The sequence below is a fragment of the Dactylosporangium cerinum genome, assembly GCF_042653625.1.
Lineage (GTDB): Bacteria > Actinomycetota > Actinomycetes > Mycobacteriales > Micromonosporaceae > Dactylosporangium > Dactylosporangium cerinum.
On record NZ_JBHSIU010000066.1, the window covers coordinates 554,845 to 578,095 of the forward strand.

Below are 23,251 nucleotides of genomic sequence, written 5' to 3' on the forward strand. Positions count from 1 at the left end.
TCTGTTCCCAGCCCTTCGAGCATGTCAAGGTAGGGAGCGCCGCGTGCCGGACCTCTGGACAGCCCCCGCAGACACCCCGGTCGACCTCCGGGTCCTGCCCCTGCTGCCGATCCCGCCCGGCGCCCACATCGAGCAACTGATCTGGCACGGCGTCCCGTCCGGCGGCCCTGGGCCGCTACGGCTTGTCGAGGCGGACCGCTCCGCGAGCGGGCGGGTCGTGACGCTGCGGCTGCTGCACGGTGAGGGCGTCGTCGCCGACCTGCGGGTCCGCCACGGAACCCCTCGCTCTTCGGCACCGCACCGGCTGCTGCGAACCACCCTCGGCCCGGGCGCCTCGTGCACCCGCACGTTCACGGTGACGGCCGACCTGACCACCGACCACGTCCCGGACGCCGAGCCGGTGCTGAGCACCCCGGCGCTCGTCGCGGCCATGGAGGACACCGCCGCCGACGTGTTGCGCCCGCACTTCGCCCCGGAGACGGCGTCACTGGGCACCTGGATCGGCGTGCGGCACACCGGCCCGGCACACACCGGCCAGCAGTTCCTGGTGACCGCTTCCATCGCCGACGTCCGCGGCCGCCGCTACCTGTTCGACGTGCGCGCCACCCTCGACGGCCGCCCGATCGGCGACGGTCAGGTCGCCCAGACTTTGATCAGCCACTGACCGCCGCCGACTGACCGCCGCCGACTGACCGCCGCCGACGGAGGCCGAACCGGGACCGGGCGGCGTCAGATGCGGAAGGTGGCGACGACGGTGCGGAGTTCGGCGGACATGCGGTCGAGGTCGTCGTTGAGCCGGAGTGCGTCGGTCACGCCGCTCTGGGCGGCGCTGGCCGCGTCGGCGACCCCGGCGATGCCCTGCGCGATCTCCGCGAGCCGCCGGCCGCGGCGTTGACGCTGCGGTCCATCTCGGCGGTGACCGCCGCCTGCTCCTCGACCGCGGCGGCGATCGTCTGCTGGTACTCGTTGATCTTCGCGATGATGTCGCTGATCCGTGCGATGGCCTCCACGGCGTTGCCGGTGTCGTGCTGGATCGCCTCGACCCGGCGGGAGATGTCCTCCGTGGCCTTCGCCGTCTCCTGGGCGAGGTCCTTCACCTCGCCGGCGACGACCGCGAACCCCTTGCCGGCGTCGCCGGCCCGGGCCGCCTCGATGGTGGCGTTGAGGGCGAGCAGGTTGGTCTGCTCCGCGATCGAGGTGATCACCTTGACCACGTTGCCGATCTCGGTCGAGGAGGCACCGAGACGCGCCACCGTCTGATCGGTGGCGTTCGCGGCGTCGACCGCGTCGGTGCCGACCCGCACCGCCTGGGCCGCGTTCTGCGCGATCTCCCGGATCGAGGCGCCCATCTCGCTGGAACTGGTCGCGACGGTGTCGATGTTGCTGGAGACCCGTTCGGCGGCGGCGACGATGCCCTGGGCCTGGCTGCTCGACTGGTTGGCGCTGCGGCCGAAGCCCTTGCTGACCGTGTTGAGCTCGCCGGACGTGCTGGCCAGGGCGGTCGCCGAGTGGTCCAGCGTGCGCACGACCCCGTGGATCGACGCGGTGGCCTGGTCAAGCGCGTCGGCGATGAGCCCGAACTCGTCCTTGCGCCGCAGGTCGAGCCGCCGGGTCAGGTCCCCGGTCACCATGGCGTCGAGGTGCGCGAGGATGGTCCGCGCCGAGATGAGCAGGGGTTTGATCCCGAGGTACGCGGCGACGGCGTTCATCACGGTGAGCACCGCGATGAACAGCACGGCGGTGGAGAACTTGATCTCCGCCGCGTCGGTCCACGACAGGATGGCGAACCCGAGCGACCCGACGACCAGCGTGGAGCCGATCTGCCCGCTCAATCCGACGAACATGATGGAGCGGGCGGGCCTGCGTGATGCCGGGGGAGAGGTCACACCGGCCGATCGGCACCCGACGCGTCAGGCTGAGGAAAATGAGCGGGACGCCAGGTGGGGCCGCACCCAGCCGGCGAAGTTCTGGACGGCCTGGTCGGCGACGCCGGTCGTGCCCGCGGCCATCTGGAACGTGTGCTGCTGCCCTGGGAACACCTCCAGGTCCGATGCCGCCCCGGCCCGGGCGTGCAGGGCGCGGCTGTCGTCGACCAGCGCCTCGTCGCCGCCCGCCTGGATGAGCATCGGCGGCAGCCCGGTCAGGTCGGCCTGCAGCAGGTCGATGCCGGGGTCGGTGGCGCTCGCCGGGCCGAGGAAGCCGGCGGCGAGGCCGTCCACGAGGTCCTTGTGGAAGAACGGGTCGGCGTTGGACCGGTAGCTCGCGCCGCGCTGGGCCAGGTCCACCCAGGGGGAGATGAGCAGCATCGCAGCCGGCAGCGGCAGCCCACGGTCGCGGGCCCGCACCGCCAGGGACAGGGCGAGCCAGCCCCCGCACGAGTCGCCGGCCAGCACCAGCGGGCCGCTGCCCTGGTCGAGCAGCCAGGTGTACGCGCCGGTCACCTGGTCCAGTTGCGCGGGGTGCACCTGTCCGGGCGCGTACGGGTAGCTCACCAGCAGCGCCTTCGTCCCGCTCGCGGCGGCCAGGTGACCGGCCAGCTTGCGATGCGTCCAGACACTGCCGCTGATGAACCCGCCGCCGTGGATGTACAGCATGACCGCATCGCTGGTCGCGGGCTCCACCCACAGCGCCGCAGCGCCGGCCACCGAAACCTCCCGGTGGGTGACCCCGGCCGGTTCCGCGGTCAGCGCCTCCCACGGTTCGGTCTCCTCCCTCAGACCCCGGAACCGCTCGTCCATGCGGGTCCAGTACCGGCGCACCGGGTCGTCGTCCACGTTCATCGTCTCTCCCGTCCATCATTGGGTACGGGATGAAGACCCTCGCCGTGGTCGAAAGGAATCGGTGTCAGACGAGGTCGCTCAACGCCCTGCGGGCGTCCTGGTCGTGGAGGACGGATGGCGCGGCCGGCCCGAAGCATCGTTTCGCGATCACGTCCAGCAGCGTTCGGTGGGCACCGGTGAGCGGCTCGACTGGCGGAAAGCCGTCCGGGAACGCCTTGCTGCGCAGCCGTGCGCCCCACTCCCCGTCGTAGATGATGCCGGGGCGTCGAGCAGGCAGGCGAGCAGCGTGCCCAGCGCTGCGGCGGCGACCGACGGATCGGCGTCGGCACGCAGCGCGCTCACGGCCCGGTGGACGGCCGGGCGCGCGGCGCGACACGCGTCGACGTCGGCCGGGAAGCCGCGCCGACGCTCGTCGGGCTCCGCCGCGTGGTGCAGGACCGACGTCAGCCAGTCCAGCAGGGCGACCCGAAGCGGCGCCCGGACACCTCGGCCGTCCCGCCGGACCAGCACCGGCGTCGTCGTGCGGGGGCCCGTCGAGCACCGCGGCGACGAAGTGGACCGCGGGTGCCGTCGCGCTGTAGAGGTTGCCCTGGTGATGGACGGCGCTGTAGAGGTCGCGCAACGCCTGCTCCTGACGGCCGGCGTCCGCACCCACCAGCGCCGCGAGAATCTCCCGCGTCGGGGTACGTCCGGTTCGCCGGTGTACGCGTGCTCGAGCGCGGACCAGTCGGTCTGCGCCAGGAGGTCGTCGTACGGCACCGACGGAGCATAGATCGGGAGCGGTCAGGTGCTGAGCCGGACCTGCGTGGACATCTGCTCCACCAGCGGCGCCCAGACGTGCGGCGGCAGGTTGTGGCCCATGCGCGGATACGTGACGAGGCGCGCGCCCGGGACCTTGCGCAGCAACGCCCTGGGGCCGCTGGGGCGCACGATCGGGTCGCTCTCCCCGTAGACGATCAGGGTGGGCGCGGTGATCCGGCCGACGTCGAGTTTCGTCTTGGTCGCCCGACCGGCCGCCAGCTGGCGGCGCTCCGCCGCCGGGTCGAAGGGGCGGCGGTCGTAGCAGCGTCCGGCGACCTCCCGCGCCCACCGCTCGTCGAAGCTGCCGTCGGGTGAGGCAATGAGGCGGAAGACGTCGACCAGCCGCTGGACCTGTCCCTCGCGATCGGCGGTGTACCGGCGGCCGCCCATCGTGAGCAACGGTGCGAACCTGATGTGCCGCAGGGCGGCGAGGCTGCTCGATGCGGGCATGGTCATCATGGTGGTCACGCTGCGCACCCGCTGCGGGTGCAGGACGGCCAGCATCTGGCAGATCGCGCTGCCCATCGAGGCGCCGGCGACGTGTGCGGAGCCCCAGCCGAGCGCGTCCATGACCGCCAGGGCGTCCTCGACGTACGCCATCGAGGAGTACGGCGGCTTGCCCTGCCCGAGCAGCGCCTGCCACCACTTCTGCTGACCGGCGCTGTCCTGCGGGCCGCCGAAGTGCGTCGACAGGCCGGAGTCCCGGTTGTCGAAGCGGGCCACGTGGAAGCCGGCCGCGGCGAGCGCCTCGCAGAACGGGTCCGGCCAGAGCAGCATCTGGTGCCCCAGCCCCATGATGAGCAGCAGCGGCTCGCCGCCCTCCTCGCCGAAGGTCTCGTAGGCGAGCTCCACGTCGCCGTTGCGGGCTATCTTGACCGTCATGTCGCACCTCCCCGTTTCCGATACGACTGTATCATAAAAACGTGCCGAAGCTTGTGGACCAGGACGCCCGCCGGCGCCACATCGCGGACACGGTGGTGCGGATCATCGGTACCCGCGGGATCGAAGCCGCCACCGTCCGCGTCGTCGCCGCTGAGGCCGGCGTGTCGGCCGGTGCGGTGCAGCGGTGTTTCGCGACCCGGGCCGAGCTGCTGCGCTTCGTGTTGCAGCACATCAACGTCGGCTTCACCGCCAGGGTGGCGGCCCGGATGGCGCGGCAGCCGGACCCCGCCGACGAGGCCGTCGGGCTGCGGGTGGTCATCGACGAGATGCTGCCCGTGGACGACGAGCGTCGCCTGACGTCCGCGGCGACCCTTGCGCTGCTCGCGTACAGCGCGACCGAGCCGCAGGCGGCCGAGGTGATGCGGGCCGCGTACACGGGCGCGCACACGTTCTTCCGGCGCGCCTTCACCGAGGCGTCGGCGGTCGGCCTGTACGCGGTGATCAGTGGACTGCAGGGCCCGCTGATCGTCGGCGCGATCACCCCGGAGCAGGCGTGGTCGGTCGTGGACGCCGCCATCGCGGGCGCCGAAAGGACCCGCTGACCGGGCCTCAGTTGCCGGACATCACCCCGAACACGGCCGTGACCGGCACCGGCCCGGCGCACCGTGAGTCGTTCGACCTGGCCCGGTTGTCGCCCATGAGGAACACGGTGTCCTTCGGCACCATGACCGGCCCGAACCGGCGCGGCTCGCAGGAGCCCGGGTTCGGGGGTACCTCCAGCGCCGCGTCCTCGGCCACGTAGGGCTCGTCGATCGGCTCACCGTCGACGGTCACCTTCCCGGCGACCGTGCAGCACGCGACGGTCTCGCCGCCGACGGCCACGACCCGCTTCAACAGCGGCGACGAGGTGCCGACCCAGTGCGCCTGGTCGCCGTGGAACACCACGACGTCGCCGCGTTTCGGCTGATAGTCCGCTCCGGTCTTCCGCACGGTGATGACCTGCCCGGCCTTGACCGCCGGCTCCATGCTGACGCCACCCTGCGTGAACTGCTCGGTCGCGGCCGAGGGCGGGTCTCCCGTCGCGTCCCCGCACCCGCCGACGGCGAGCGCGACAACGACCAGCACCATCCACGGCCTTCTCATCCGGCCGATCCTGCCAGAGCCGGGCGCCCCCGTGTGACCGCCCGCCGCCGCATAAGGCGCGCTTATCGCGCGCAGCCGAACCGGTATTGGACCGGCCGTGCCTGGCGGCCGCACGCTGACCGCATCGACGGCCGGCGTTCGAGGCGACACAAGGAGGCGGCGATGCACGAGTCGGTGCGGGCAGGGCTGGCGCGCGAGCACGCCGGTGACCTCGCCGCGGCGGAGCGGCTGTTCCGGCAGGCCGATGCCGACGGCGACGCCGATGCCGGAGCGCATCTCGGCGTGCTGCTGTTCGAGCGGGGCGACATCGCCGGCGCCCGCGAGTGCCTGACCCGGTCCGACGGCCGCGGCAGTGCGCTCGGCGCGTTCCGGCTCGGCTTCCTGCTGGCCCACCAGCGCGACTACGCCGCCGCCGAGCAGGCCTACCGCAGGGCGGCCCGGCGCGGCAACGAACTGGCGGCCGGCAACCTCGCGAACCTGGCCCGGTACCGCGAAACCCGCGACCGGCGCGACCCGGCGGCGATGCTGCGCGCCGGGGCCGCCCACGCCGCCGCCGGCAACGTCACCGCCGCCGAGGAGGCCTACGCGTCTGCCATCGACGTCGGTCATCCGGACCACACGGCCAACGCCTGGTTCAATCTCGGGGCGTTGCATCAGCACCACGGCGACCACGGGGCCGCGGTGCGCGCGTACCGCACGGCGATGGCACTGCAGCACCCCGAGTTCTCGCCGAAGGCGGCGGTCAACCTCGGTTTCGTGCTCTTCAACGCGCTCGGCGACGTGGCGGGCGCCAGGGCGGCGTTCGAAGCGGCCGCGACGTCCGACCATCCGGTGCAGGCGCCGCTCGCGATCCGCAACCTCGTCGCCATGTATCAGGTCGACGGGATGGCCGACCTTGAGGTGATCGACGACGACGTCAACGTGGCCGACGGCCGCGGGCCGGGCGGCTTCAAGTTTCGCCGCTGGCAGAGCCGGGAGCGGTGAGCCGTGCGTCTCTTCCTCACCGTGCTGTATGTGCTGGCCGGCACTGTGGTGTGGCTCGGGCCGCTGATGGTGTTCGTCGAGTGGGGACGGCGGCGGGCGCGGCTCGAGGCCTATGAGGGCGTCGTGCTGGCCAAGGAAGCCGGAGTGCACGTCAGCATCGACTCCGCCGAGATGCAGTACTGTCTCGTCGTCGACACCGGCGCGGACAGGCCGCTGCGCCGCCTGGTCGACGCCGACACGTATGCCGGCGTGCAACCGGGCGACCGGGTGGTCAAACGCCCGGGCGGGGAGGTCCGCCGGGCGGGTCCGTGAGCAGGTCCCGCAGCCGTCCCCGCTGGATCTGTCCCGTCGCCGGGGTCCGCGGGATCGACGCGGAGACCGCGACCCGCCGCGGCACCTTGAACCCGGCCAGCCGGCCGTCCACATGGGACCGGACCTGCGCCACCGACGGCGGCGGGCAGCCGTCCGGGACCACGAACACCGCGCAGACCACCTCGCCCCAGCGGTCGTCGGGCAGGCCGACGACCGCGACGTCAAGGACGCCCGGCAGGTCGCGCAGCGCGTGCTCCACCTCGGCCGGCCCCACGGACTCACCGCCGGTGCGGATCACCTCGCGGGTGCGGCCGGTCAGGAACAGGTACCCGTCCTCGTCGAGGCGGCCGAGATCCCCGGAGCGGTACTCCCCGGCCAGCGGCGCGGCGCCGAGGTAGCCGTTCATGAGCGCCGGGCCCGCGACGCACACCTCGCCGTCGTCGGCCAGCCACAGCGCGTTCGGCGTCGCGGCCCGCCCGACGCTGCCGGGCTTGCGGGCGAGATCCCAGTCGTGCAGGGCCGCCATCCGGCCCGCCTCGGTGGAGCCGTACAGGATCGTCGTGGTCGTGCCGGGCAGCCGCGCCTTGATCCGTTCGACCAGGTCGAGGGCGACGCTGGAGGTGCCGGTGTCCGCGTGCAGCAACGAGCGCAGGTCGGCGGCGCGGTGTTCGCGGTCCAGGAGGCGTTCCCACACCGCCGGGATGCAGTAGAGCGCCGACGCCCGCCGCCGCTGCACTACGTCGATCATCTCGACGGCGTCGGCCCGGCGCACCAGGTGCACGGCGGTGCGGTGCTGCCAGGCCTCCATCACGTAGTGCCAGCCGCCGTAGTGGTACAGCGGAAACGTGCAGACCACCCCGCCGTGCCCGCGCAGCCCGCTGGTGAACGTGCCCCCGCCGGGCGCCGCCCGCAGCCAGCTCGCCCGATGGCTGACGAGCGCACCCTTCGGGGTGCCGGTGCTGCCGCTCGTCAGGTAGACGATGTGCGGCGTGGCGTCGTCCACACGTCGCCGCTCGAACCGGCTGGATCCGTTTTCCAGCAGTGGGTGGGGTACGACGTCCGCCTCGCCGAACGCGCGATCCGACAGTACGAGCCGGGGCGCCAGGTACTGCCGGACGGCGTCGCGCTCGTGCTCGGGCAGCGCGGGGTTCACCGGGGCGAACACCGCGCCGAGCCGCGCGCAGGCGACGAACACGTCGAGGACCCGCAGCGTCGGCGGGGCGCACCACAGCACGACGTCGCCCGCGCCGACCCCGAGCCCGGCGAGGGCGTTCGCGGTCCGGTTCCCGGCGACGTCCAGCTCCGCGAACGTGACGGCGTCCGGGCCCAGGGTCGCGGCCGTGCGGTGCGGGGCGGTGAGCGCGGCAAGCGTGACGATGTCACCGATGAGCAGGCTCATGCCGTCACCTCCGCTGCGCTCCGGCGCCGGCCTGAGCCGATCCTGCGCTCCTGATGAGCGGCCTCTCCGCTGCGCTCCGGGCCGCTCATGCCGTCACCTCCGCTGCGCTCCGGCGCCGGCCTGAGCTGATCCTGCGCTCCTGATGAGCGGCCTCTCCGCTGCGCTCCGGGCCGCTCATGCCTGGTCCCAGGCGCCGATGGTGACCTGGGCCGGGCCGAGGGCGCCGTGCGCGGCCTTGTCCGCGGTGATGTCGAGGGCCTTCGGCAGCGCGTCGATGCCCTCGAGGCGGTGGCTCACCAGGCAGTCGACGTCGACGTCGCCCCGCCGCACCAGGCGCAGCGCCTGCTCGAACGCGCCGCCGCCGGGGGAGTACCCACCCGCGCCGGACCGTGGGTGCAGCAGCGCCACGGACCGCTCCCGCAGCAGCCCCAGCGGCGCCTCGGCCCGCCGGGGCAGCACCGCCACCATGACGATCCGCCCGCCGCGGCGCACGCAGCGGGCCGCGAGGTCCAATGTGGACGTGCCGGCCAGCCCGGCGCCCGGCGTCCCGCCCGCGGTCTCGAACACCACGTCGGCGCCGACGCCACCGGTCGCCGCCAGCACCGCGGCGTGGACGTCGTCGCCCGCGTCGATGACGAGGTCGGCGCCGGCAGCCAGGGCGAGCCGCCGCTTGGCCGGGCTGCGCCCGGTGACGATGATCTGCCCGGCGCCGCCGTGCCGGGCCACCTGCGTGTGCAGCACCCCCATCACGCCGGCGCCGAGGATGAGGACGCTGTCCCCGGGCCGCACGTCGGCGATCGCGTGCCCGTGCAGCGCGCCGGCGAGGGGCTGCACGGCTGCGGCCTGCGACGCGGTCACCCCGTCGGGCACGGCGACGACGGACTTCGCCGGCACGACGACCCGCTCGGCGAAGGCCCCGGGCCGGGTGAACCCGAGCACACCGGGGGAGGGGCAGGCGTCCGGTCGGTCCCGCCGGCAGGCCGGGCAGGTGCCGCAGGCGGTGGTCTCCACCGCGGTCACCCGGTCGCCGGCCGCGAACCCCGGCCCCGCCGCGCTGATGACGCCGGCGAACTCGTGGCCGCCGAACCGGGTCGGCCCGGCCGCCAGCCGGGCGGCGAGCACCTCGTGCATGGCGACCGGGTCCCCGGCGATGAGCATGCACTCGGTGACGCTCGGCTGGACGCAGACGACGTCGATGACGACCTCGTCCGGCCCGGGGACGGGGTCGGGGACCTCTTCCACGGTGGTCTCGCCGAAGCCGTGCAGTACCAATGCCCGCATGTCGTGCTCTCCTCGGCCGTGCTTGACGGTGCGGTTAGATTTTGTATTCAATATTCAAACGACGTCAAGTGATCGGGAGGCGGGATGGAGCGGGAGCTCATGGTCACCGGTGTCGGCGGGCAGGGCATCCAGCTGCTCGCCAAGACCCTCGCCCTCGCCGCCACCAGGGAGGGGCGCTACGCGATGCTCGCCGCGGACTACGGCGGCGAGATGCGCGGCGGGCCGTCCAAGGCGGCCGTCGTCGTCGGCGACGCCCCGCTGCACGCCCTGCCGATCCTGCCGTCGGCGTGGTCGGCGATCTTCGCCCACCACCGCTTCGCCGAGGGCGTCCAGGACCGGCTGCGCCCCGGCGGCATCGTCGTGGCCAACACCCCGCTCGTCGACCCCGGCGGCTTCCGCCCCGACCTGCGCGTGTTCGCGGTCGACGCGATGGCCGCGGCGAAGGCGGTCGAGGCACCGCAGGCATCGGGCTTCGTGCTGCTCGGTGCCTACAACGCCCTGGCGCGGATGGTCGAGCCGGCCGCGCTGGTGGCAGCGATGGAGGAGCTGCTCCCGCCGTACCGCCGCCAACACGCCGAGTCCAACGCCCGGGCGATCGCCGCCGGCGCCGCGACAGTGGAGGTCACTGCATGAGCCTGGAGTTGCTCGACGGGGGCGCGGCGATGGCCGAGGCCGCGATCGCCGCCGGTTGCCGGTTCTTCACCGGTTACCCGATGTCGCCGTTCACGGGCCTGCTGGAGGAGATGTCGCGGCGGCTGCCGGCCGCCGGCGGGGTCTGCCTCAACGCGGAGAGCGAGATCGAGGGCGTCAACATGACCCTCGGCGCCGCCGCGGCCGGCGCCCGCGCCGCGACCGGCTCGTGCGGGCAGGGCATCGCGCTGATGCAGGAGGCGATCGCCGAGGCCGCGCTCAACGAGACCCCGTTCGTCGTGTTCAACCTGGCCCGCAACCAGCAGGACTACTTCCAGGCGACCCGGGGCGGCGGCTGGGGCGACTACCGCACGATCACCCTCGCCCCGAAGGACGTCCCCGAGGCGGTCGAGCACACCCAGCTGCTGTTCCACCTCGCCGACAAGCACCGGGCGCCGGTCATGCTGTACGGCGACCCGCTCCTGGCCCAGACCCGCGTCGGCGTCGACGTCCAGACCCTGGACTTCGGCCCGCTGCCGGCCAAGGACTGGGTCCTGGACGGCACCGGCGGCGGCACCGGCCGCAGCCGCCAGATCTGGACCTGGGCGATGGGCAAGGCCAACGACCCCGGCCCGGGACCCGACGGGCACTGGCGCGCGATCGCCGACAAGTTCGACCGCATCGCCGCCGAGGAGCAGCGGCACGAGGAGTCCATGGTGGACGACGCCGAGACCGTCGTCGTGGCGTTCGGCACCGCCGCGAAGTTCGTCGAGCACGTGGTGGCCGGGCTGCGCGCCGAGGGCCACCGCATCGGCTGGTTCCGCCCCGTCACCCTGTGGCCGTTTCCGGGCGCCGCGCTGCGCCGGGCCACCACCGGCGCCCGCAACGTCCTGGTGTTCGAGCTCAACGCCGGGCAGATGCTCGACGACGTGCGCATCCACGCCGCCGACCGGGACGCCGTCCGGTTCGTCGGCGGGGTCAGCATCGCCGAGTCCGGGCTCTCCTACGGCCCCCTGCTCGACGCCCCCGCGATCCGCCAACGAATCCTAGGTGGTGCGACATGATCATCGACACGTCCGGACCGCCGGTCCTCCCGGCCAAGCAGGTCGCCGACTTCAAGCCCAGCCTGCTGCTCGGCGAGCACTCGCTGTGCCCCGGCTGCGGCGAACCCGTCGCGCTGCGCATCCTCCTGGAGGTCCTGCAGGAGCTCGACATCGTGCAACGCACCATCGGGGTCGTCGGGCACGGCTGCTACGGCAGCTTCGTGCGCATCATGGACGTCGACGTCCTGCAGTGCCTGCACGGCCGCGCCCCCGCCTGCGCCACCGGCATCAAGCGGGTCCGGCCCGGCGTCGCCGTGTTCACCCTGCAGGGCGACGGCGACATGGCCAACGAGGGCCTGCAGGAGGTGCTGCACGCCGCCGCACGCGGTGAGAACATCACCTGCGTGATGCTCAACAACGGGGTCTTCGGCGACACCGGCGGCCAGCAGACCGCGACCACCGTCCTCGGCCAGCGCACCAAGACCAGCATCGACGGCCGCGACCCGGAGCTGCACGGCTACCCGATCCCGGTCGCCGACCTCGTCGCGTCGTTGCGCGGCAGCGCCTACGTCGCCCGCGGTGCCGTCTCCACCGCCGCCGGGGTGCTGCAGGCCAAACGCATGCTGCGCAAGGCGTTCCAGACCCAGCTCGACGGCGCCGGCTTCAGCCTGGTGGAGATCCTCACCATGTGCCCGACCGGCTGGTTCGTGCCGACCGCCGAGGGTCCCACCTATCAGCAGGGCACGATGGAGCAGACGTACGGCATCGGTGAGCTGGTGACCCGGTGACCCTGCACCGTGCCAACACCAGCGAGGCGGTCGCCGCCCATGTCCTGGACCTGCTGTTCGCCGGCGAGCTGCGCAGCGGCCAGCGCCTCGACCTCGACGAGATCGCTTCACGACTGGGCGTGAGCCGGGTGCCGGTCCGCGAGGGCCTCATCCAGCTCGAACGCGACGGCCTGGTCGAGCGCGCCCACTACAAGCGGGCGTTCGTCGCCGAGTTCGACGACGCCACGATCCGCGAGGCATTCGAGTTGTACGGCATGCTCAGCGCCCTCACGAACCGCCGCGTCGCCGCGCGCCGGGACCCGGCGGTCCTGTCGGACCTGGCGAAGCTCGACGAGCGGCTGGCCGACTGCGACGACCCCGGCGAGTTCGAGTCCCTGGCCCGGGAGTTCCGCCGGGTCGTCAACGTCGCCGGCGCCCGCAACCACCTGCGGGCGCTGCTGCGCACGTTCAGTGGCCTGGTTCCGGTCGCGGCCCGGTTCTCCATCGACGACGCGCTGCCGGCCGAGCGCGCCGCCCTGCACGCCGAATACGCCGCCATCCGCGCCGGCGACCCCGATGCCGCCGGCGCCGCGGCCCTGGCCCACCTGCGCCTCAGCGCGGACAACGCCGTCGCCGCGTTGCGCCGCCGGGGAGTGTTCCCGCCGTCCGATGCGGACAGTCCGGAGTGGACGGACGCGGCGGCCGTCCTGAAGGGAATCACTTCATGAGCCGTGGCACCCTCATCATCGACGTCGACCGCTGCAAGGGCTGCGAGCTGTGCCTGGCCGCCTGCCCGCCCAACGTGCTGAGCATGTCCGCGACCGTCAACGAGCAGGGCTACCGGTATCCGGAGCTGCACGACGGCTGCACCGGCTGCACCGCCTGCCAGATCGTCTGCCCCGACTTCGTCTTCGCCGTCTACCGGTACACCCCGGCGACCTAGCCCGGCGGCTGCTTGTCCTTCATTCACCACAGGGCGGCCGCGGCGATCACCACCGCGGCCGCCGATGCGGTCAGGCGCGTTCCGGTCGGTTTCGGCATGCGCCACAAGTACCAGCGCATCCATCGACGCACAACCCGCCCTCAGCGCCCGGCGAGGGCGATCGCCAGGCAGAAGCCGACCAGTGCGGTGCCCTGCAGGACCGCGCGCAGGGTGATGACCGAGTCCCAGCGGGCCTGCAGCGACCGGGCGTCGGCGGGGGTCTCGCCGGCCTCGCTGGCGGCGATGAGCACCTTGTTGATCGGCAGCGAGATGCGGTTGAAGATGACCAGCCAGGCCAGCAGCAGCACCAGCCCGACGGCCGCAGCCAGCCCGGCGGCGAGCCAGCCGGCGATCAGGGCGCTGAGCGTGGTCAGGGCGGCGGCGACCACGCTCACCACGCCGGGCACGGGCAGGCGCTGCCCACCGAGCCGGTGGCTGCGCCCCACGATCTGGACCATCGCCTGGTCGTCGATCTCGGCGTACGCCGGGCGCATCACGACCGCGCCGAGCACATCGGTACCGAAGATCACGGCGGTGCAGACCGCGGCGAGGACGGCGAGGGCAACGGTAAGGACGAGCATCGGTGGCTCCTTCAGTCGAAATCTAGCGGTGCTAGGAATCTAGCACTGCTAGCATTGAGTTGTGAAGCCACCAACCAAGGCTCAGGTCGCCCGGGCGGCGCGCCGGGACCGGATCGTCGCCGCCGCCCGCGAGATCGCCGAGGTCGACGGCTGGGACGCGGTCACCGTGCGGCGCCTCGCCGACGCGATCGCGTTCAGCCAGCCGGTGCTGTACAGCCACTTCCCCGACGGCCGCGACGGCATCGTGCGGGCGGTCGCCCTCGACGGCTTCGCCCAGATCGCGACCGAGCTCGCCGGCGCGCCCGCGGGGGTCCGACCGCTGGCCGAGCGGTACCTCGCGTTTGCCCGGCGGCACCCGGCGGTCTACGAGGCCATGTTCTCCGGCCCGACGGACCTGCCGTTCGCCACGACCGAGACGCCGGAGGCGCTCCTGGCAGGCTTCGCGGCCATCGCGGCCGTGGTCGGCGGCGACGAGGCCCGGGCCGAGACGCTGTGGAGCGCGCTGCACGGCATCGCGGATCTCGCCCGCCACGGCCGCCTGCGCCCCGACCTCGAGGCCGACCGCCTCACCGTATTGGTGGAGCTGTTCGCCTGACCGCCGCCGTTGCACATGGCACTGTCGGCAAAGCGTCGCAGGTGATGCCAAGCAATCGATAGGCGTGATTGCCTGCGTGGGTCCTGTCCGCTCCTTTCCGCCAGAAGGAGGGTCCATGCGCAAGCTGTTCGCCCTGTCCATCGCGCTGGCCACCGTGTTCGCCGGGGTCACCGTCGCCGCCTCGCCGGCCTCGGCGGCGCTGCCCGACGCGCACGGGTTCGTGCTGTGGAACGGTGCCGCCACCGTCGCGTCGGGCACCTGGCCCGCCGCGACCAGTGTCGCCGCCGGCCCGTCCGGGGTCTACACCATCAAGTTCCCCGGCCAGGCCGCCAAGGGTGGCGTGGTCCACGTGACCGCCATCAACACCGGCCCCCGGTTCTGCCAGGCGGTCAAGTGGGGGCCGTCCGGCCTCGACGAGATCGTCGTCGTGCTGTGCTCGCAGCCCGGCGGCGCGCTCGCGCCCACGGCGTTCAGCGCGTTCTTCGAGAGCAGTTCCGGCCCGGCCGGCCCGATCAACGGCGAGTTCGGCTACGTCGACTTCAACGACGCGACCGGCACGATGATCGACCAGTACAACTCCGTCGGCGCGATCAACAGCGTCACCCCGCTCGGCGGCGGCGTCTACGAGGTGAAGCTGCCCGGGCTGTCGACGGCCGGGCCGATCGACGGCAGCCTCCAGGTCACCGCGGTCAACAGCACGCCCGCCCGGTGCAAGGTGCGCAACTGGGCGTCCAGCCCGGGCGGCCAGGTCGCCTACGTCGCCTGCTTCACCTCGACCGGCGCGCCGTTCAAGACCCGCTTCACTCTCACGTACCAGTACAACCAGTCGCTGTGGGGCGCCGGTTGGCCGCCGCGCTACTTCGGCTACCTGTGGTTCCGCCCGCCGGTCGGGCCGCCGGCGACGAACTTCAACTCGCAGCTCGGCTTCGGTGTCAACACGCTTGCCGGGGCCGGTGTCGGCCTGTCGCTGGTCACCTTCCCGCGCCTGGCCGTCCTGCCGGACAACGTCCAGGTGACCGCTTCCGGTGGGAGCTCGGAGTTCTGCAACCTGCTCTTCCCGTGGACGCACACCGCGACCGACACCATCGTGCGCGACGTCGCCTGCTACAACAGCGGCGGCGCGCCGGTGAACACCGGCTTCCTGATCAGCGCCAACTCGAACGCCTGACCGGCACGTCCCGCCCCGCCGTCCACCGCCCAGGACGGCGGGGCGATCCAAAACAACCAAGCGATTGCTTGATTTTGCGGTACCGCACCTCTTAATCTTCTAAAAGATTTGGAGGTGAGCCGTGACACTCACGACAGCACCTGTCGGCCCGGCCGACGCGCCCATGCGCGACGGCGGGACCGCCACCTGGTCGCCGCGCATCACGCCGCCGATCGGCGTCGACCTCACCGAGCGGCAGGCACTGGCCTGCGCTTTCCGCATCCTCGGCCACAGCGGCTTCAGCGAGAACATCGCCGGCCACATCACCATGCTCAAAGACGGCGGACCCGACGGCGCCATGTGGGTCAACCCGTGGGGCCTGTGGTGGGAGGAGATCTCCGCCGCCGACCTGTGCGTCGTCGACCGCGACGGCACCGTCCTGGAAGGCCGGTGGGACGTCACCCCGGCCATCCACATCCACACCGAACTGCACCGGGTGCGCCCCGACGCCCGCGTCGTCGTGCACAACCACCCCTACTACGTCACCGTCCTGGCCGCGATCGGGGTGCTGCCGGCGATCGTGCACCAGACCGGGTGCATGTACGACGGTGACCTCGCCCTCGTGCACGAGTACACCGGCGAGGTCGACGACGCCGCGCTCGGCGCCGACCTGGCCCGCCGCATCGGCGACGCCTCCGTGGTCATCCTCGCCAGCCACGGCATCATCGTCACTGCCCCCACGATCCAGGAGGCGACCTACCGGTCGGCGAGCATCGACCGCGCCTGCCGCCTGGCCTACGACGTCATGCTGCTGGGCCGCGACCCCCTCGAGATCGCCCCCGGCCTGCGGCACGGCATGAAGAAGTCACTGATCGAGCGCGGCACCGACGTGTACTGGGCCGGCGCCGTCCGGGCCCTGCTGCGCCGCGAACCCGAAGTCCTGAACTGAGAGGCGACGCCATGGCATCCATCGACGAGCTGCTGCAGAACACCGCGTTCACCGTCGCCGACCGCTCGAAGGTGACCTTCCTGCCGGACCCGCCCCGGCAGCCCCGCAAGTACACGTTCATCTCCGTCGACGACCACATCGTCGAGCCGCCGGACGCGTTCGAGGGACGGATGCCGGCGAAGTTCGCCGAGCAGACGCCCCGGGTCGTCGAGCAGGACGGCAGCCACGTCTGGATCTACGACGGCAAGGAGTTCCCGAACGTCGGGTTCAACGCCGTCGTCGGCCGGCCCGTCGACGAGTACAGCATGGAGCCGAGCCGCTTCGACGACATGCGCCGCGGCTCGTGGGACATCCACGAACGCATCAAGGACATGGACCTCAGCGGCGTGTACGCCTCGCTGTGCTTCCCGTCGTTCCTGCCCGGGTTCGCCGGCCAGCGGCTGCAACTGTCCACGAAGGACACCGAGCTGGCCCTCGCGGCGACCCGCGCCTGGAACGACTGGAACATCGAGGCGTGGTCCGGCGCGTACCCGGACCGCATGATCCCGTGCCAGCTGCCGTACTTCCTGGACCCGGAGGTCGGCGCGAAGGAGATCTACCGCAACGCCGAACGCGGCTTCAAGGCCGTCACGTTCACCGAGGCGCCGCACCTGCTCGGCATGCCGTCGCTGCACACCGGGCACTGGGACCCGATCATGCGCGCCTGCGAGGAGACCGGCACGGTCATCAACCTGCACATCGGCTCGTCCGGCACGTCGCCGTCGACCGCCCCGGACGCCCCGCCGGACGTCGTGGGCGTGCTGTTCTTCGGGTACTCCATGTTCTCCGCCGTCGACTGGCTCTACTCCCGCATCCCGGTCCGGTTCCCCGACATCAAGATCGTGCTGTCGGAGGGCGGCATCGGCTGGGTGCCCGGCCTCGTCGACCGGCTCAACCACATGCTCAGCTACCACGAGATGTACGGGACCTGGAAGGGCATCGAGCTGACCCCGGCCGAGGTCCTGCTGCGCAACTTCTACTTCTGCGCGGTCGAGGACCCGTCGTCCTTCGCGCTGCGCGACGTCATCGGCGTCGACCACATCTTCCTCGAGCAGGACTACCCGCACTGCGACTCGACCTGGCCGCACACCCAGCGCACCATCGAGGAGGAGATCGGCGGCCTGCCCGACGCCGACGTGCGGAAGATGACCTGGGAGAACGCCTCCAGGGTGTACCGGCACCCGGTGCCACCCGCGGTCCAGAACGACCCCGACGCGTACTAAACTGCGGCCCCATGGTCTCCACCGACCGGCTCGCCGAGCAGGTGGCCGACCACATCCGCGGTCAGATCGTGCGCGGTGAGCTCGCCGACGGCGCCCCGCTGCCGAAGTCGGAAGAGCTGATCCAGCGGTATCCGGTGAGCATGCCGACGTTCCGCGAAGCCATGCGCATCCTGGAGGCCGAGGGCCTCATCACGGTTCGCCGGGGACGGCTCGGCGGTGCGGTCGTGCACCGGCCCTCCCCGGCGAACCTCGGCTACAACCTGGGACTCGTCCTCGCCGCGCAGCGCGCCGGCATCGACGACGTCGCCACCGCACTGCGCCACGTCGAGCCGGCCTGCGCCGCCCTGTGCGCCGGCCGGCCCGATCGTTCCACCGCGGTGGTCCCCGTGCTGCGCGAGCTGCATGAGGCGTACCTCGCCCGCATCGACGACCTGGTCGAGGTCGTCGGCGTGTCCCGGCGCTTCCACGAGGCCCTCGTGGGCCTGTGTGGCAACCCGCCCCTCATCGTGCTCGCCGGGGCCCTGGAGGCCCTGTGGTCCAGCCACGAGCAGGACTGGGCCACCCGCATCCGCGAGACGACCGGGGTCCCGCTGCGCGCACGGCGGGCCGCCGGCGAGGTGCACGGGCGGATCCTCGCGCTCATCGAACAGGGCGCCGCCGACGAGGTGCACCGGCTGGTCACCGAGCACCTCACCGCCGCCCAGCGCAACCCCAGCCCGGCCGGACCGGCCGCGGTGATCGACGCCGCGCTCATCCGCCGCCAGCCCTAAGGTGTGTTTGGTAGGTGGATGCCGGGCTGCGGCGGACCCAGACGCCGCCTGGAACCACGCCGGTCACACCCGGATACAACACCGGTATCCGGGCGCACCCGGCGCGGCCCCGACGACTCGCCCAGGCTGGCCCGGCGTGCTGCGCCGGACCGGCCCAGCCCAGGCGCTGGCCCTCGCCTCGCACCGACCCCACCTACCAAACACACCTTGGCGACGGGCGCGGGTATTTTCGAAAAGCTATCGGTATGCGGCACTTCGGCGCGAGCATGCTGGGTAACTGACCATTGGACGGGCGAGGCAGCGATGATGAGCACGGAACCGGCGGACCAGCTCGCGGTGCGCCGGGCCAATCTCAGCCGGACGCTGCGCCACATCCGCACCGCCGGGCCGGGATCCCGGGCCGCGATCGCCGCCGCCACCGGCCTGCACAAGACCACCGTGTCGAGCCTGGTCGAGGAGCTGCTCAGCCGCCGGCTGGTCCGTGAGACCGGGCTGGAACGCTCCGGCACCGCCGGCCGGCCGGGCCGCGGCGTGGCGCTGTCACCCGAGCTCGGCGCGGTCGGCATCGAGCTCAACGTCGACTACCTGGCGGTGCACGGCTGCGACCTGACCGGGCGCACCGTCGTCGAGCGCCGGGTCAGCTTCGACGCCGCCCGCCGCGACGTCGAGGGCTGCCTGGACGACCTGGCCGAGGCCGCCGACCAGGCCCTGGCCGAGCTCGTTGCGCGGGACGTGACCCCGGTCGGGCTGACCGTTGCGGTGCCGGGCCTGGTCGACGTCGCCCGGGGCGTGGTCGTCGTCGCGCCCAACCTCGGCTGGCGCGACGTCCCCGTCGTGTCCCGGCTGGCCAAGGGCCTCGACCCGGGGCTGCGGGTCGGCGTGGACAACGACGCCAACCTCGCCGCGCTCGCCGAGTTCACCTGGGGCGTCGCGGCCGGCACCGCCGACCTCGTGTACCTCACCGGCTCCGTCGGCGTCGGCGGCGGCGCCATCGTCGACGGCCGCCTGCTGCGTGGCGCCGACGGGTTCTCCGGCGAGATCGGCCACCTGCCGGTCGAACCCGTGGGCGACCCGTGCGGCTGCGGCCGGACCGGCTGCTGGGAGACCAAGGTCGGCCTGGCCGAGCTGGTCCGCCGGATCACGCCCGAGTTCGCGTACGGACTCGGCGACGGCCCGATCCCCGACCCGCAGGAACGCATCGCCGAGGTGCGCCGCCGCCTGGATGCCCGGGACCCGGCGGCGGTCGACGCGGTGACCGGGATCGGCCGGTGGCTCGGCCACGGCGGCGCGATCCTGGTCAACCTGTTCAACCCGCGGGTCGTCGTCCTCGGCGGCTACTTCGCCGACCTCGCCGACCATCTGCTGCCGGCCGCGCAGGCGCAGCTGACCCGGCTCGCCATGGCGTCGCCGGCGGCCCGCTGCCACTTCGTGGCCTCCGACCTCGGGTTCACCGCGGCGGCCCGCGGCGGCGCCGGCGCCGTGATCGAGCGGATGATCGACGACCCGACCACCGTGCCCGCCACGGGCTGAACCCTACTCGCGCTCGACCCGCCGCAGCCCCTGCGCGGGCGTCCACCACTCGACGACGAGCAGCGTCGCCGCGTCGTTGAGGTGGGTGTGCACGACCTCGGCGATCTCGGCGCGGAAGCGGTCGCCGTCCGGCCCGTCGGTGATCGGCCCCGCGGCGACCGCCCGGCCGGCGATCTTCGCCTCGCCCGGCCACGCCGCCTCGGCGCCCTCGACCGGGTCGACCGTGGCGCTGTGCAGGGCGAAGCGCGGATCGCGGCGCAGGTCCGCGCCCTTGCGCGCCCGCGCCATCGAACCGAAGACCAGGTCGCCGTCGGTGAAGACCACCTCGATGCCGGAGATCCGCGGCGACCCGTCGGCCCGCAGGGTGGCGACGGTCTGGTGCCGGTGCGCCTCGAACAGGGCCCGCACCCGCTGCGCGAACTCGGGTGCGGCCTGCTCGACGTCCCGCCATGCCGTCATGGGTGGAACCCGGCTCAGGTGGCGGCCAGGACGTCGACGACGAAGCGCAGGGTGCCGACCGGCTTGCCGCTGGACGGGTCGTCGCCGTAGGCGAGGTTGGACGGGATGTCCAGCTGCACCCGGCTGCCGACCTTGACCCCGACGAGACCCTGGTCCCAGCCCGGGATGACCCGGCCGCCGCCGAGCGGGAAGTCGAGCGCCTGCTGGCTGTTCCAGGACGCGTCGAACTCCTTGCCGTCGACGAAGGTGACACCGACGTAGTTCACCGAGAGAGTCTGGCCGGCCTGCGTGGCGGCGCCCTTGCCCTCGATCAGGACGGTCGTGGTGAGCTTGGTGACGGTCCCGGTGCCCTTCGTGACGACCGGCTTCGTGGACAGGGCCGGGTCGGCGCCCTCCGGCACCGGCGGGAACGGCTTCTGCGCAGCGGCCGACGGCTCCCCGCTGGCGGCGGCACTGGCGGACGACGCGAGACCGGGCTCGGCCGGGTCGTTGCCGTCGGACCGGACGGACAGCCACACCACGAGCGCGATGACGGCGATGACGGCCGCCGCGGCACCGACGACACTGAGGAACTGCTTGCGCTTGGCGGCGGCGACCTGCCGGGCCCTGGCCTCTCTGGCAGCGGCGCGCTTCTCGGCCTTCGACAGCGGGGTCTGGCCGGGGCGGGTAGGTGCGGCCGGGCGCTGCCGGCTGGTCACGCGATCGGTCACGGGAACACGGTACGTCACTGCGACGTCCGGACAAGACCCTCCCGGCAACCTCCCAGCAAACCCGGACATCGACCCACGCCTCAGGGTGTGGCGATGTCTGCCGAGCGCTTCCGGGTCGCCGCCGCCGTCTACGGCATCCTCCGCTACGACGACGACGACGGCGGTGGTGGCCGGCTGCTGCTCCTGCGCCGCGCCGGGACCACGTTCCGGTCCGGGCAGCTCAGCCTGCCGGCGGGCACCTGGACGGCGGCGAGGACGCCGTGAGCGGGCTGGTGCGGAGCTGAGGGGAGGCGGACCCGCAGGCCTGCCGCCTGGCGCTGCTCATGCACACGGCGCCGGAGGACGCCGACGACGTCGACCGCTGGAGCGGCGAGCCCGCCATCGGCGAGCCGGACAGTGCAGCGAGCTGCGCTGGGTGCCGGCCGGGGCACTGCCGGACGACGTGGTCGACTACGTCGCCGACGCCCTGACCGTCATTGCCCCGGGGCGACGCCCTGGTGTTGCGCGGCTGGCCCGGGGTCAGCTGATCGGCTGGCGGTCGGCCAGCCCGAGGTTGTGGTGCCAGGACCCGCCGGCCGGCGCCGTGTCGAAGGCGACCGCGGCGACGGCGTTGCCCTCCAGGTCGTTGTCGTGGATGCGGCCCGACCCGCAGCTGCCGGCGCCCGTGATGCGCAGCCCGTGCGTCTGCGTCCGGGGAACCTGGCGGTCCCAGGCCCGGTTGTCGCGCACGGTAGGGGTGTCCGCGGCGGCGGCGAGGGTGATCCCGGCCCGGGCCTCGGGGGAGTCCGGCAGCCGGAACCGGGTCCCGTGCGGCGGGGTGCCCTCCGGCCAGGCGGTGGCGGCGCCGGGCCGGACCGGGGCGAGGAAGAGTTCGGTGGCGGTGTTGGCCACGACGATGGCCTGCTGCGCGCCGGCGGCGACCATCTTGCCGGTGTGGCCGCCGGGCGGCCAGTCCGCGGTGGTGTCGTGCAGGGACAGCCGGGTGTAGGAGGTGGTCGCGCCGCCGCCGTGCGCCTCGGGCGCCGCCTGCCGGCCGTTGCCGCGCAGCCGGTTGCCCGCGATGCACGCGTCGAGCACGGGGGAGTCGATGAAGATCCCGTCGAGGGCGTTGCCCCAGATGTCGTTGCCGGTGATGGCCACGTCGGCGGCCGGGTGTGCGGAGTTGCCGGGCAGGCGGGCGACGCCGAGGGCGTCCGCGCGGTCCTGCAGGCCCGACGGGCCGAGGCTGTGCTGCCAGTACCCGTAGCGGCCGTTGCGGCTGATGCGGTTGCCGTCCACCGTGTACGGGCCGGGGGTGTTGCCGATGGCGACACCGTCCCAGATGTTGCCGTCGATGACACAGCCGGTCACGATGCCGCCCCGCCCGGCGACCGAGGACGTGCCGAGCGCCGACACGTCGTAACCGGCCTGGTGGTTGCCGGTCATCGTGCACGCCGAGACGATGAGCCCGTCGGCGCCCCAGTCGGAGATGCCGAAGCGGTTGGCCTGGGCGTGGCAGCCGATGATGCGGATGCCGCGCGGCGGGGTCCAGCGGCGCTTCTGGAGCTCGACGAAGATGCCGTTGGTGCCGTTGCCGACCGTCGTGCACGAGGTGATCGTGAGCCGCTCGGTGTCGCCCCAGCCGCCGATGCCGATGCCGATGCCGGCGCCGCCCATCTCCTCGCCGTTGTTCAGCCGGCCGCAGTGCACGGCCAGGACGTCGTCGACGACGGTGTCCTGCAGGAAGTCGCAGCCGAAACCGGTCGCGCCGGTGTCGTGGATGTACAGGTCGTGGAACCGCCCGCGCAGCACGTACTGCAGGAACAGTCCCTTGGCGTTGACGTCGTACGCGGGCAGCGTCACGCCGGAGCCGTCGATCTCGAAGTGCGCGAAGGTGCAGTCGGCGATGTGGTTGTCCCGGCCGGCGTTGTGGTCCCGGGCCGTGAAGTACGCCAGCGGCGTCGGCGAGGTCGGCTTCCGCGGGTTCGACAGCAGGAACCGGGTGGCGGCCGGCCCCGAGCCGGTCAGCGACACGCCGTTGCGCCACCTGATGCCCTCGTCCTGGATCGAGTACGCCCCGGGCGGGCAGTGGATGGTGCGGGGGCGGCCGTCCGCGGCGAACGCGGCGCCGAGGGTGTCGACCAGCGCGGTCAACGCGGGCTGGTCGTTGGTGGTGCCGTCACCGGCGAGTCCGTGCGCGTGCGCGTCGTAGACGAGCGGGTCGGTGGTTCGCATCACGACCATCCCTCTCTTCGAGTCGCTCCC

Annotated in this window: 27 protein-coding genes; 16 read left to right on the forward strand and 11 right to left on the reverse strand. The window is 72.8% G+C overall.

What is annotated here, in order from left to right; all coding sequences use genetic code 11:
- Window positions 1-43 precede the first annotated feature (43 nt).
- Window positions 44-664, forward strand: coding sequence for a thioesterase family protein (locus ACFPIJ_RS44880; RefSeq protein ID WP_380125303.1), 621 nt, complete (start codon window positions 44-46; stop codon window positions 662-664).
- Between the two features lie 145 nt (window positions 665-809).
- On the opposite strand, the gene ACFPIJ_RS44885 is transcribed toward ACFPIJ_RS44880, so the two are convergent.
- The 4 genes from ACFPIJ_RS44885 to ACFPIJ_RS44900 all read right to left on the reverse strand — a co-directional run bounded on the left by ACFPIJ_RS44885 (window position 810) and on the right by ACFPIJ_RS44900 (window position 4,463).
- On the reverse strand, window positions 810-1,832 hold the full coding sequence (locus ACFPIJ_RS44885; RefSeq protein ID WP_380125305.1) for a methyl-accepting chemotaxis protein: 1,023 nt from the start codon (window positions 1,830-1,832) through the stop codon (window positions 810-812).
- 78 nt (window positions 1,833-1,910) lie between these two features.
- On the reverse strand, window positions 1,911-2,780 hold the full coding sequence (locus ACFPIJ_RS44890) for an alpha/beta hydrolase (protein WP_380125307.1): 870 nt from the start codon (window positions 2,778-2,780) through the stop codon (window positions 1,911-1,913).
- Window positions 2,781-2,927: 147 nt separating this feature from the next.
- Window positions 2,928-3,290 (reverse strand): hypothetical protein, encoded by a 363-nt coding sequence (locus ACFPIJ_RS44895; RefSeq protein WP_380125309.1) that lies wholly within the window; start codon window positions 3,288-3,290, stop codon window positions 2,928-2,930.
- Between the two features lie 273 nt (window positions 3,291-3,563).
- The gene (locus ACFPIJ_RS44900) at window positions 3,564-4,463 is read right to left on the reverse strand and encodes an alpha/beta fold hydrolase (protein ID WP_380125311.1); all 900 of its coding nucleotides are present in this window, start codon (window positions 4,461-4,463) and stop codon (window positions 3,564-3,566) included.
- 41 nt (window positions 4,464-4,504) lie between these two features.
- On the opposite strand from ACFPIJ_RS44900, the gene ACFPIJ_RS44905 reads away from it, so the two are divergent.
- Window positions 4,505-5,065, forward strand: a complete 561-nt coding sequence (locus ACFPIJ_RS44905; RefSeq protein ID WP_380125313.1) for a TetR/AcrR family transcriptional regulator — start codon at window positions 4,505-4,507, stop codon at window positions 5,063-5,065.
- A gap of 7 nt (window positions 5,066-5,072) precedes the next feature.
- Here ACFPIJ_RS44905 and lepB read toward each other — a convergent pair whose 3' ends face one another.
- Complete coding sequence (lepB, locus tag ACFPIJ_RS44910) at window positions 5,073-5,606, reverse strand: signal peptidase I (protein ID WP_380125315.1); 534 nt, start codon at window positions 5,604-5,606, stop codon at window positions 5,073-5,075.
- 162 nt (window positions 5,607-5,768) lie between these two features.
- Here lepB and ACFPIJ_RS44915 point away from each other — a divergent pair, with 162 nt between their 5' ends.
- Both ACFPIJ_RS44915 and ACFPIJ_RS44920 read left to right on the forward strand, forming a co-directional pair.
- On the forward strand, window positions 5,769-6,590 hold the full coding sequence (locus ACFPIJ_RS44915) for a tetratricopeptide repeat protein (protein ID WP_380125317.1): 822 nt from the start codon (window positions 5,769-5,771) through the stop codon (window positions 6,588-6,590).
- A gap of 3 nt (window positions 6,591-6,593) precedes the next feature.
- Window positions 6,594-6,902, forward strand: coding sequence for a DUF7489 domain-containing protein (locus ACFPIJ_RS44920; protein WP_380125319.1), 309 nt, complete (start codon window positions 6,594-6,596; stop codon window positions 6,900-6,902).
- Here ACFPIJ_RS44920 and ACFPIJ_RS44925 read toward each other — a convergent pair.
- Both ACFPIJ_RS44925 and ACFPIJ_RS44930 read right to left on the reverse strand, forming a co-directional pair.
- The gene (locus ACFPIJ_RS44925) at window positions 6,862-8,301 is read right to left on the reverse strand and encodes a class I adenylate-forming enzyme family protein (RefSeq protein WP_380125321.1); all 1,440 of its coding nucleotides are present in this window, start codon (window positions 8,299-8,301) and stop codon (window positions 6,862-6,864) included. The two genes, ACFPIJ_RS44920 and ACFPIJ_RS44925, sit on opposite strands and share 41 nt — an antisense overlap.
- Before the next feature lie 174 nt (window positions 8,302-8,475).
- Entirely contained in the window at window positions 8,476-9,582 is a 1,107-nt protein-coding gene (locus ACFPIJ_RS44930) for a zinc-dependent alcohol dehydrogenase (protein ID WP_380125323.1), read from the reverse strand.
- Window positions 9,583-9,666: 84 nt separating this feature from the next.
- Here ACFPIJ_RS44930 and ACFPIJ_RS44935 point away from each other — a divergent pair, with 84 nt between their 5' ends.
- The 5 genes from ACFPIJ_RS44935 to ACFPIJ_RS44955 are packed head-to-tail and all read left to right on the forward strand — an operon-like array spanning window position 9,667 to window position 12,965.
- The gene (locus ACFPIJ_RS44935; RefSeq protein ID WP_380125325.1) at window positions 9,667-10,215 is read left to right on the forward strand and encodes a 2-oxoacid:acceptor oxidoreductase family protein; all 549 of its coding nucleotides are present in this window, start codon (window positions 9,667-9,669) and stop codon (window positions 10,213-10,215) included.
- Complete coding sequence (locus ACFPIJ_RS44940; protein WP_380125327.1) at window positions 10,212-11,276, forward strand: hypothetical protein; 1,065 nt, start codon at window positions 10,212-10,214, stop codon at window positions 11,274-11,276. The genes ACFPIJ_RS44935 and ACFPIJ_RS44940 overlap by 4 nt, the downstream gene beginning before the upstream one ends.
- Window positions 11,273-12,043: a thiamine pyrophosphate-dependent enzyme gene (locus ACFPIJ_RS44945; protein ID WP_203850707.1), complete on the forward strand. Its 771-nt coding sequence runs from the start codon at window positions 11,273-11,275 to the stop codon at window positions 12,041-12,043. The genes ACFPIJ_RS44940 and ACFPIJ_RS44945 overlap by 4 nt, the downstream gene beginning before the upstream one ends.
- The gene (locus ACFPIJ_RS44950) at window positions 12,040-12,750 is read left to right on the forward strand and encodes a GntR family transcriptional regulator (protein WP_380125329.1); all 711 of its coding nucleotides are present in this window, start codon (window positions 12,040-12,042) and stop codon (window positions 12,748-12,750) included. Before ACFPIJ_RS44945 ends, ACFPIJ_RS44950 begins: the two co-directional genes overlap by 4 nt.
- Entirely contained in the window at window positions 12,747-12,965 is a 219-nt protein-coding gene (locus ACFPIJ_RS44955) for a 4Fe-4S dicluster domain-containing protein (RefSeq protein WP_380125331.1), read from the forward strand. The genes ACFPIJ_RS44950 and ACFPIJ_RS44955 overlap by 4 nt, the downstream gene beginning before the upstream one ends.
- 140 nt (window positions 12,966-13,105) lie before the next feature.
- On the opposite strand, the gene ACFPIJ_RS44960 is transcribed toward ACFPIJ_RS44955, so the two are convergent.
- The gene (locus ACFPIJ_RS44960) at window positions 13,106-13,585 is read right to left on the reverse strand and encodes a DUF1772 domain-containing protein (protein ID WP_380125333.1); all 480 of its coding nucleotides are present in this window, start codon (window positions 13,583-13,585) and stop codon (window positions 13,106-13,108) included.
- A gap of 61 nt (window positions 13,586-13,646) precedes the next feature.
- On the opposite strand from ACFPIJ_RS44960, the gene ACFPIJ_RS44965 reads away from it, so the two are divergent.
- From ACFPIJ_RS44965 to ACFPIJ_RS44990, 6 genes are all read left to right on the forward strand, one after another.
- On the forward strand, window positions 13,647-14,180 hold the full coding sequence (locus ACFPIJ_RS44965) for a TetR/AcrR family transcriptional regulator (protein WP_380125335.1): 534 nt from the start codon (window positions 13,647-13,649) through the stop codon (window positions 14,178-14,180).
- 115 nt (window positions 14,181-14,295) lie between these two features.
- Complete coding sequence (locus ACFPIJ_RS44970; RefSeq protein ID WP_380125337.1) at window positions 14,296-15,348, forward strand: hypothetical protein; 1,053 nt, start codon at window positions 14,296-14,298, stop codon at window positions 15,346-15,348.
- A 121-nt stretch (window positions 15,349-15,469) separates the two neighbouring features.
- Window positions 15,470-16,276 (forward strand): class II aldolase/adducin family protein, encoded by an 807-nt coding sequence (locus tag ACFPIJ_RS44975; protein ID WP_380125339.1) that lies wholly within the window; start codon window positions 15,470-15,472, stop codon window positions 16,274-16,276.
- An 11-nt stretch (window positions 16,277-16,287) separates the two neighbouring features.
- Entirely contained in the window at window positions 16,288-17,538 is a 1,251-nt protein-coding gene (locus tag ACFPIJ_RS44980) for an amidohydrolase family protein (protein WP_380125341.1), read from the forward strand.
- An 11-nt stretch (window positions 17,539-17,549) separates the two neighbouring features.
- Window positions 17,550-18,308, forward strand: a complete 759-nt coding sequence (locus ACFPIJ_RS44985; protein WP_380125343.1) for a FadR/GntR family transcriptional regulator — start codon at window positions 17,550-17,552, stop codon at window positions 18,306-18,308.
- 306 nt (window positions 18,309-18,614) lie between these two features.
- Window positions 18,615-19,838, forward strand: coding sequence for an ROK family protein (locus tag ACFPIJ_RS44990; RefSeq protein ID WP_380125345.1), 1,224 nt, complete (start codon window positions 18,615-18,617; stop codon window positions 19,836-19,838).
- 3 nt (window positions 19,839-19,841) lie between these two features.
- On the opposite strand, the gene ACFPIJ_RS44995 is transcribed toward ACFPIJ_RS44990, so the two are convergent.
- Window positions 19,842-20,297: a pyridoxamine 5'-phosphate oxidase family protein gene (locus ACFPIJ_RS44995; protein ID WP_380125347.1), complete on the reverse strand. Its 456-nt coding sequence runs from the start codon at window positions 20,295-20,297 to the stop codon at window positions 19,842-19,844.
- Window positions 20,298-20,311: 14 nt separating this feature from the next.
- Window positions 20,312-21,007 carry an FKBP-type peptidyl-prolyl cis-trans isomerase gene (locus tag ACFPIJ_RS45000; RefSeq protein ID WP_380125349.1) on the reverse strand — a complete coding sequence of 232 codons (696 nt, stop codon included), beginning with the start codon at window positions 21,005-21,007 and terminating at the stop codon, window positions 20,312-20,314.
- 93 nt (window positions 21,008-21,100) lie between these two features.
- Between ACFPIJ_RS45000 and ACFPIJ_RS45005 the strand changes: the two genes are divergently transcribed.
- Complete coding sequence (locus ACFPIJ_RS45005; protein ID WP_380125351.1) at window positions 21,101-21,271, forward strand: hypothetical protein; 171 nt, start codon at window positions 21,101-21,103, stop codon at window positions 21,269-21,271.
- 255 nt (window positions 21,272-21,526) lie between these two features.
- On the opposite strand, the gene ACFPIJ_RS45010 is transcribed toward ACFPIJ_RS45005, so the two are convergent.
- Complete coding sequence (locus tag ACFPIJ_RS45010) at window positions 21,527-23,221, reverse strand: right-handed parallel beta-helix repeat-containing protein (protein ID WP_380125353.1); 1,695 nt, start codon at window positions 23,219-23,221, stop codon at window positions 21,527-21,529.
- Window positions 23,222-23,251 lie beyond the last annotated feature (30 nt).

Excerpts from the sequence above, each read along its gene's own strand:
- ACFPIJ_RS44890 (WP_380125307.1), bottom strand. The coding sequence starts at position 2,780 with ATGAACGTGGACGACGACCCGGTGCGCCGGTACTGGACCCGCATGGAC.
- ACFPIJ_RS44900 (WP_380125311.1), bottom strand. The coding sequence starts at position 4,463 with ATGACGGTCAAGATAGCCCGCAACGGCGACGTGGAGCTCGCCTACGAG.
- lepB (WP_380125315.1), bottom strand. The coding sequence starts at position 5,606 with ATGAGAAGGCCGTGGATGGTGCTGGTCGTTGTCGCGCTCGCCGTCGGC.
- ACFPIJ_RS44915 (WP_380125317.1), top strand. The coding sequence starts at position 5,769 with ATGCACGAGTCGGTGCGGGCAGGGCTGGCGCGCGAGCACGCCGGTGAC.
- ACFPIJ_RS44925 (WP_380125321.1), bottom strand. The coding sequence starts at position 8,301 with ATGAGCCTGCTCATCGGTGACATCGTCACGCTTGCCGCGCTCACCGCC.
- ACFPIJ_RS44930 (WP_380125323.1), bottom strand. The coding sequence starts at position 9,582 with ATGCGGGCATTGGTACTGCACGGCTTCGGCGAGACCACCGTGGAAGAG.
- ACFPIJ_RS44935 (WP_380125325.1), top strand. The coding sequence starts at position 9,667 with ATGGAGCGGGAGCTCATGGTCACCGGTGTCGGCGGGCAGGGCATCCAG.
- ACFPIJ_RS44940 (WP_380125327.1), top strand. The coding sequence starts at position 10,212 with ATGAGCCTGGAGTTGCTCGACGGGGGCGCGGCGATGGCCGAGGCCGCG.
- ACFPIJ_RS44945 (WP_203850707.1), top strand. The coding sequence starts at position 11,273 with ATGATCATCGACACGTCCGGACCGCCGGTCCTCCCGGCCAAGCAGGTC.
- ACFPIJ_RS44955 (WP_380125331.1), top strand. The coding sequence starts at position 12,747 with ATGAGCCGTGGCACCCTCATCATCGACGTCGACCGCTGCAAGGGCTGC.
- ACFPIJ_RS44960 (WP_380125333.1), bottom strand. The coding sequence starts at position 13,585 with ATGCTCGTCCTTACCGTTGCCCTCGCCGTCCTCGCCGCGGTCTGCACC.
- ACFPIJ_RS44970 (WP_380125337.1), top strand. The coding sequence starts at position 14,296 with ATGCGCAAGCTGTTCGCCCTGTCCATCGCGCTGGCCACCGTGTTCGCC.
- ACFPIJ_RS44980 (WP_380125341.1), top strand. The coding sequence starts at position 16,288 with ATGGCATCCATCGACGAGCTGCTGCAGAACACCGCGTTCACCGTCGCC.
- ACFPIJ_RS44985 (WP_380125343.1), top strand. The coding sequence starts at position 17,550 with ATGGTCTCCACCGACCGGCTCGCCGAGCAGGTGGCCGACCACATCCGC.
- ACFPIJ_RS44990 (WP_380125345.1), top strand. The coding sequence starts at position 18,615 with ATGAGCACGGAACCGGCGGACCAGCTCGCGGTGCGCCGGGCCAATCTC.
- ACFPIJ_RS44995 (WP_380125347.1), bottom strand. The coding sequence starts at position 20,297 with ATGACGGCATGGCGGGACGTCGAGCAGGCCGCACCCGAGTTCGCGCAG.
- ACFPIJ_RS45005 (WP_380125351.1), top strand. The coding sequence starts at position 21,101 with ATGTCTGCCGAGCGCTTCCGGGTCGCCGCCGCCGTCTACGGCATCCTC.
- ACFPIJ_RS45010 (WP_380125353.1), bottom strand. The coding sequence starts at position 23,221 with ATGCGAACCACCGACCCGCTCGTCTACGACGCGCACGCGCACGGACTC.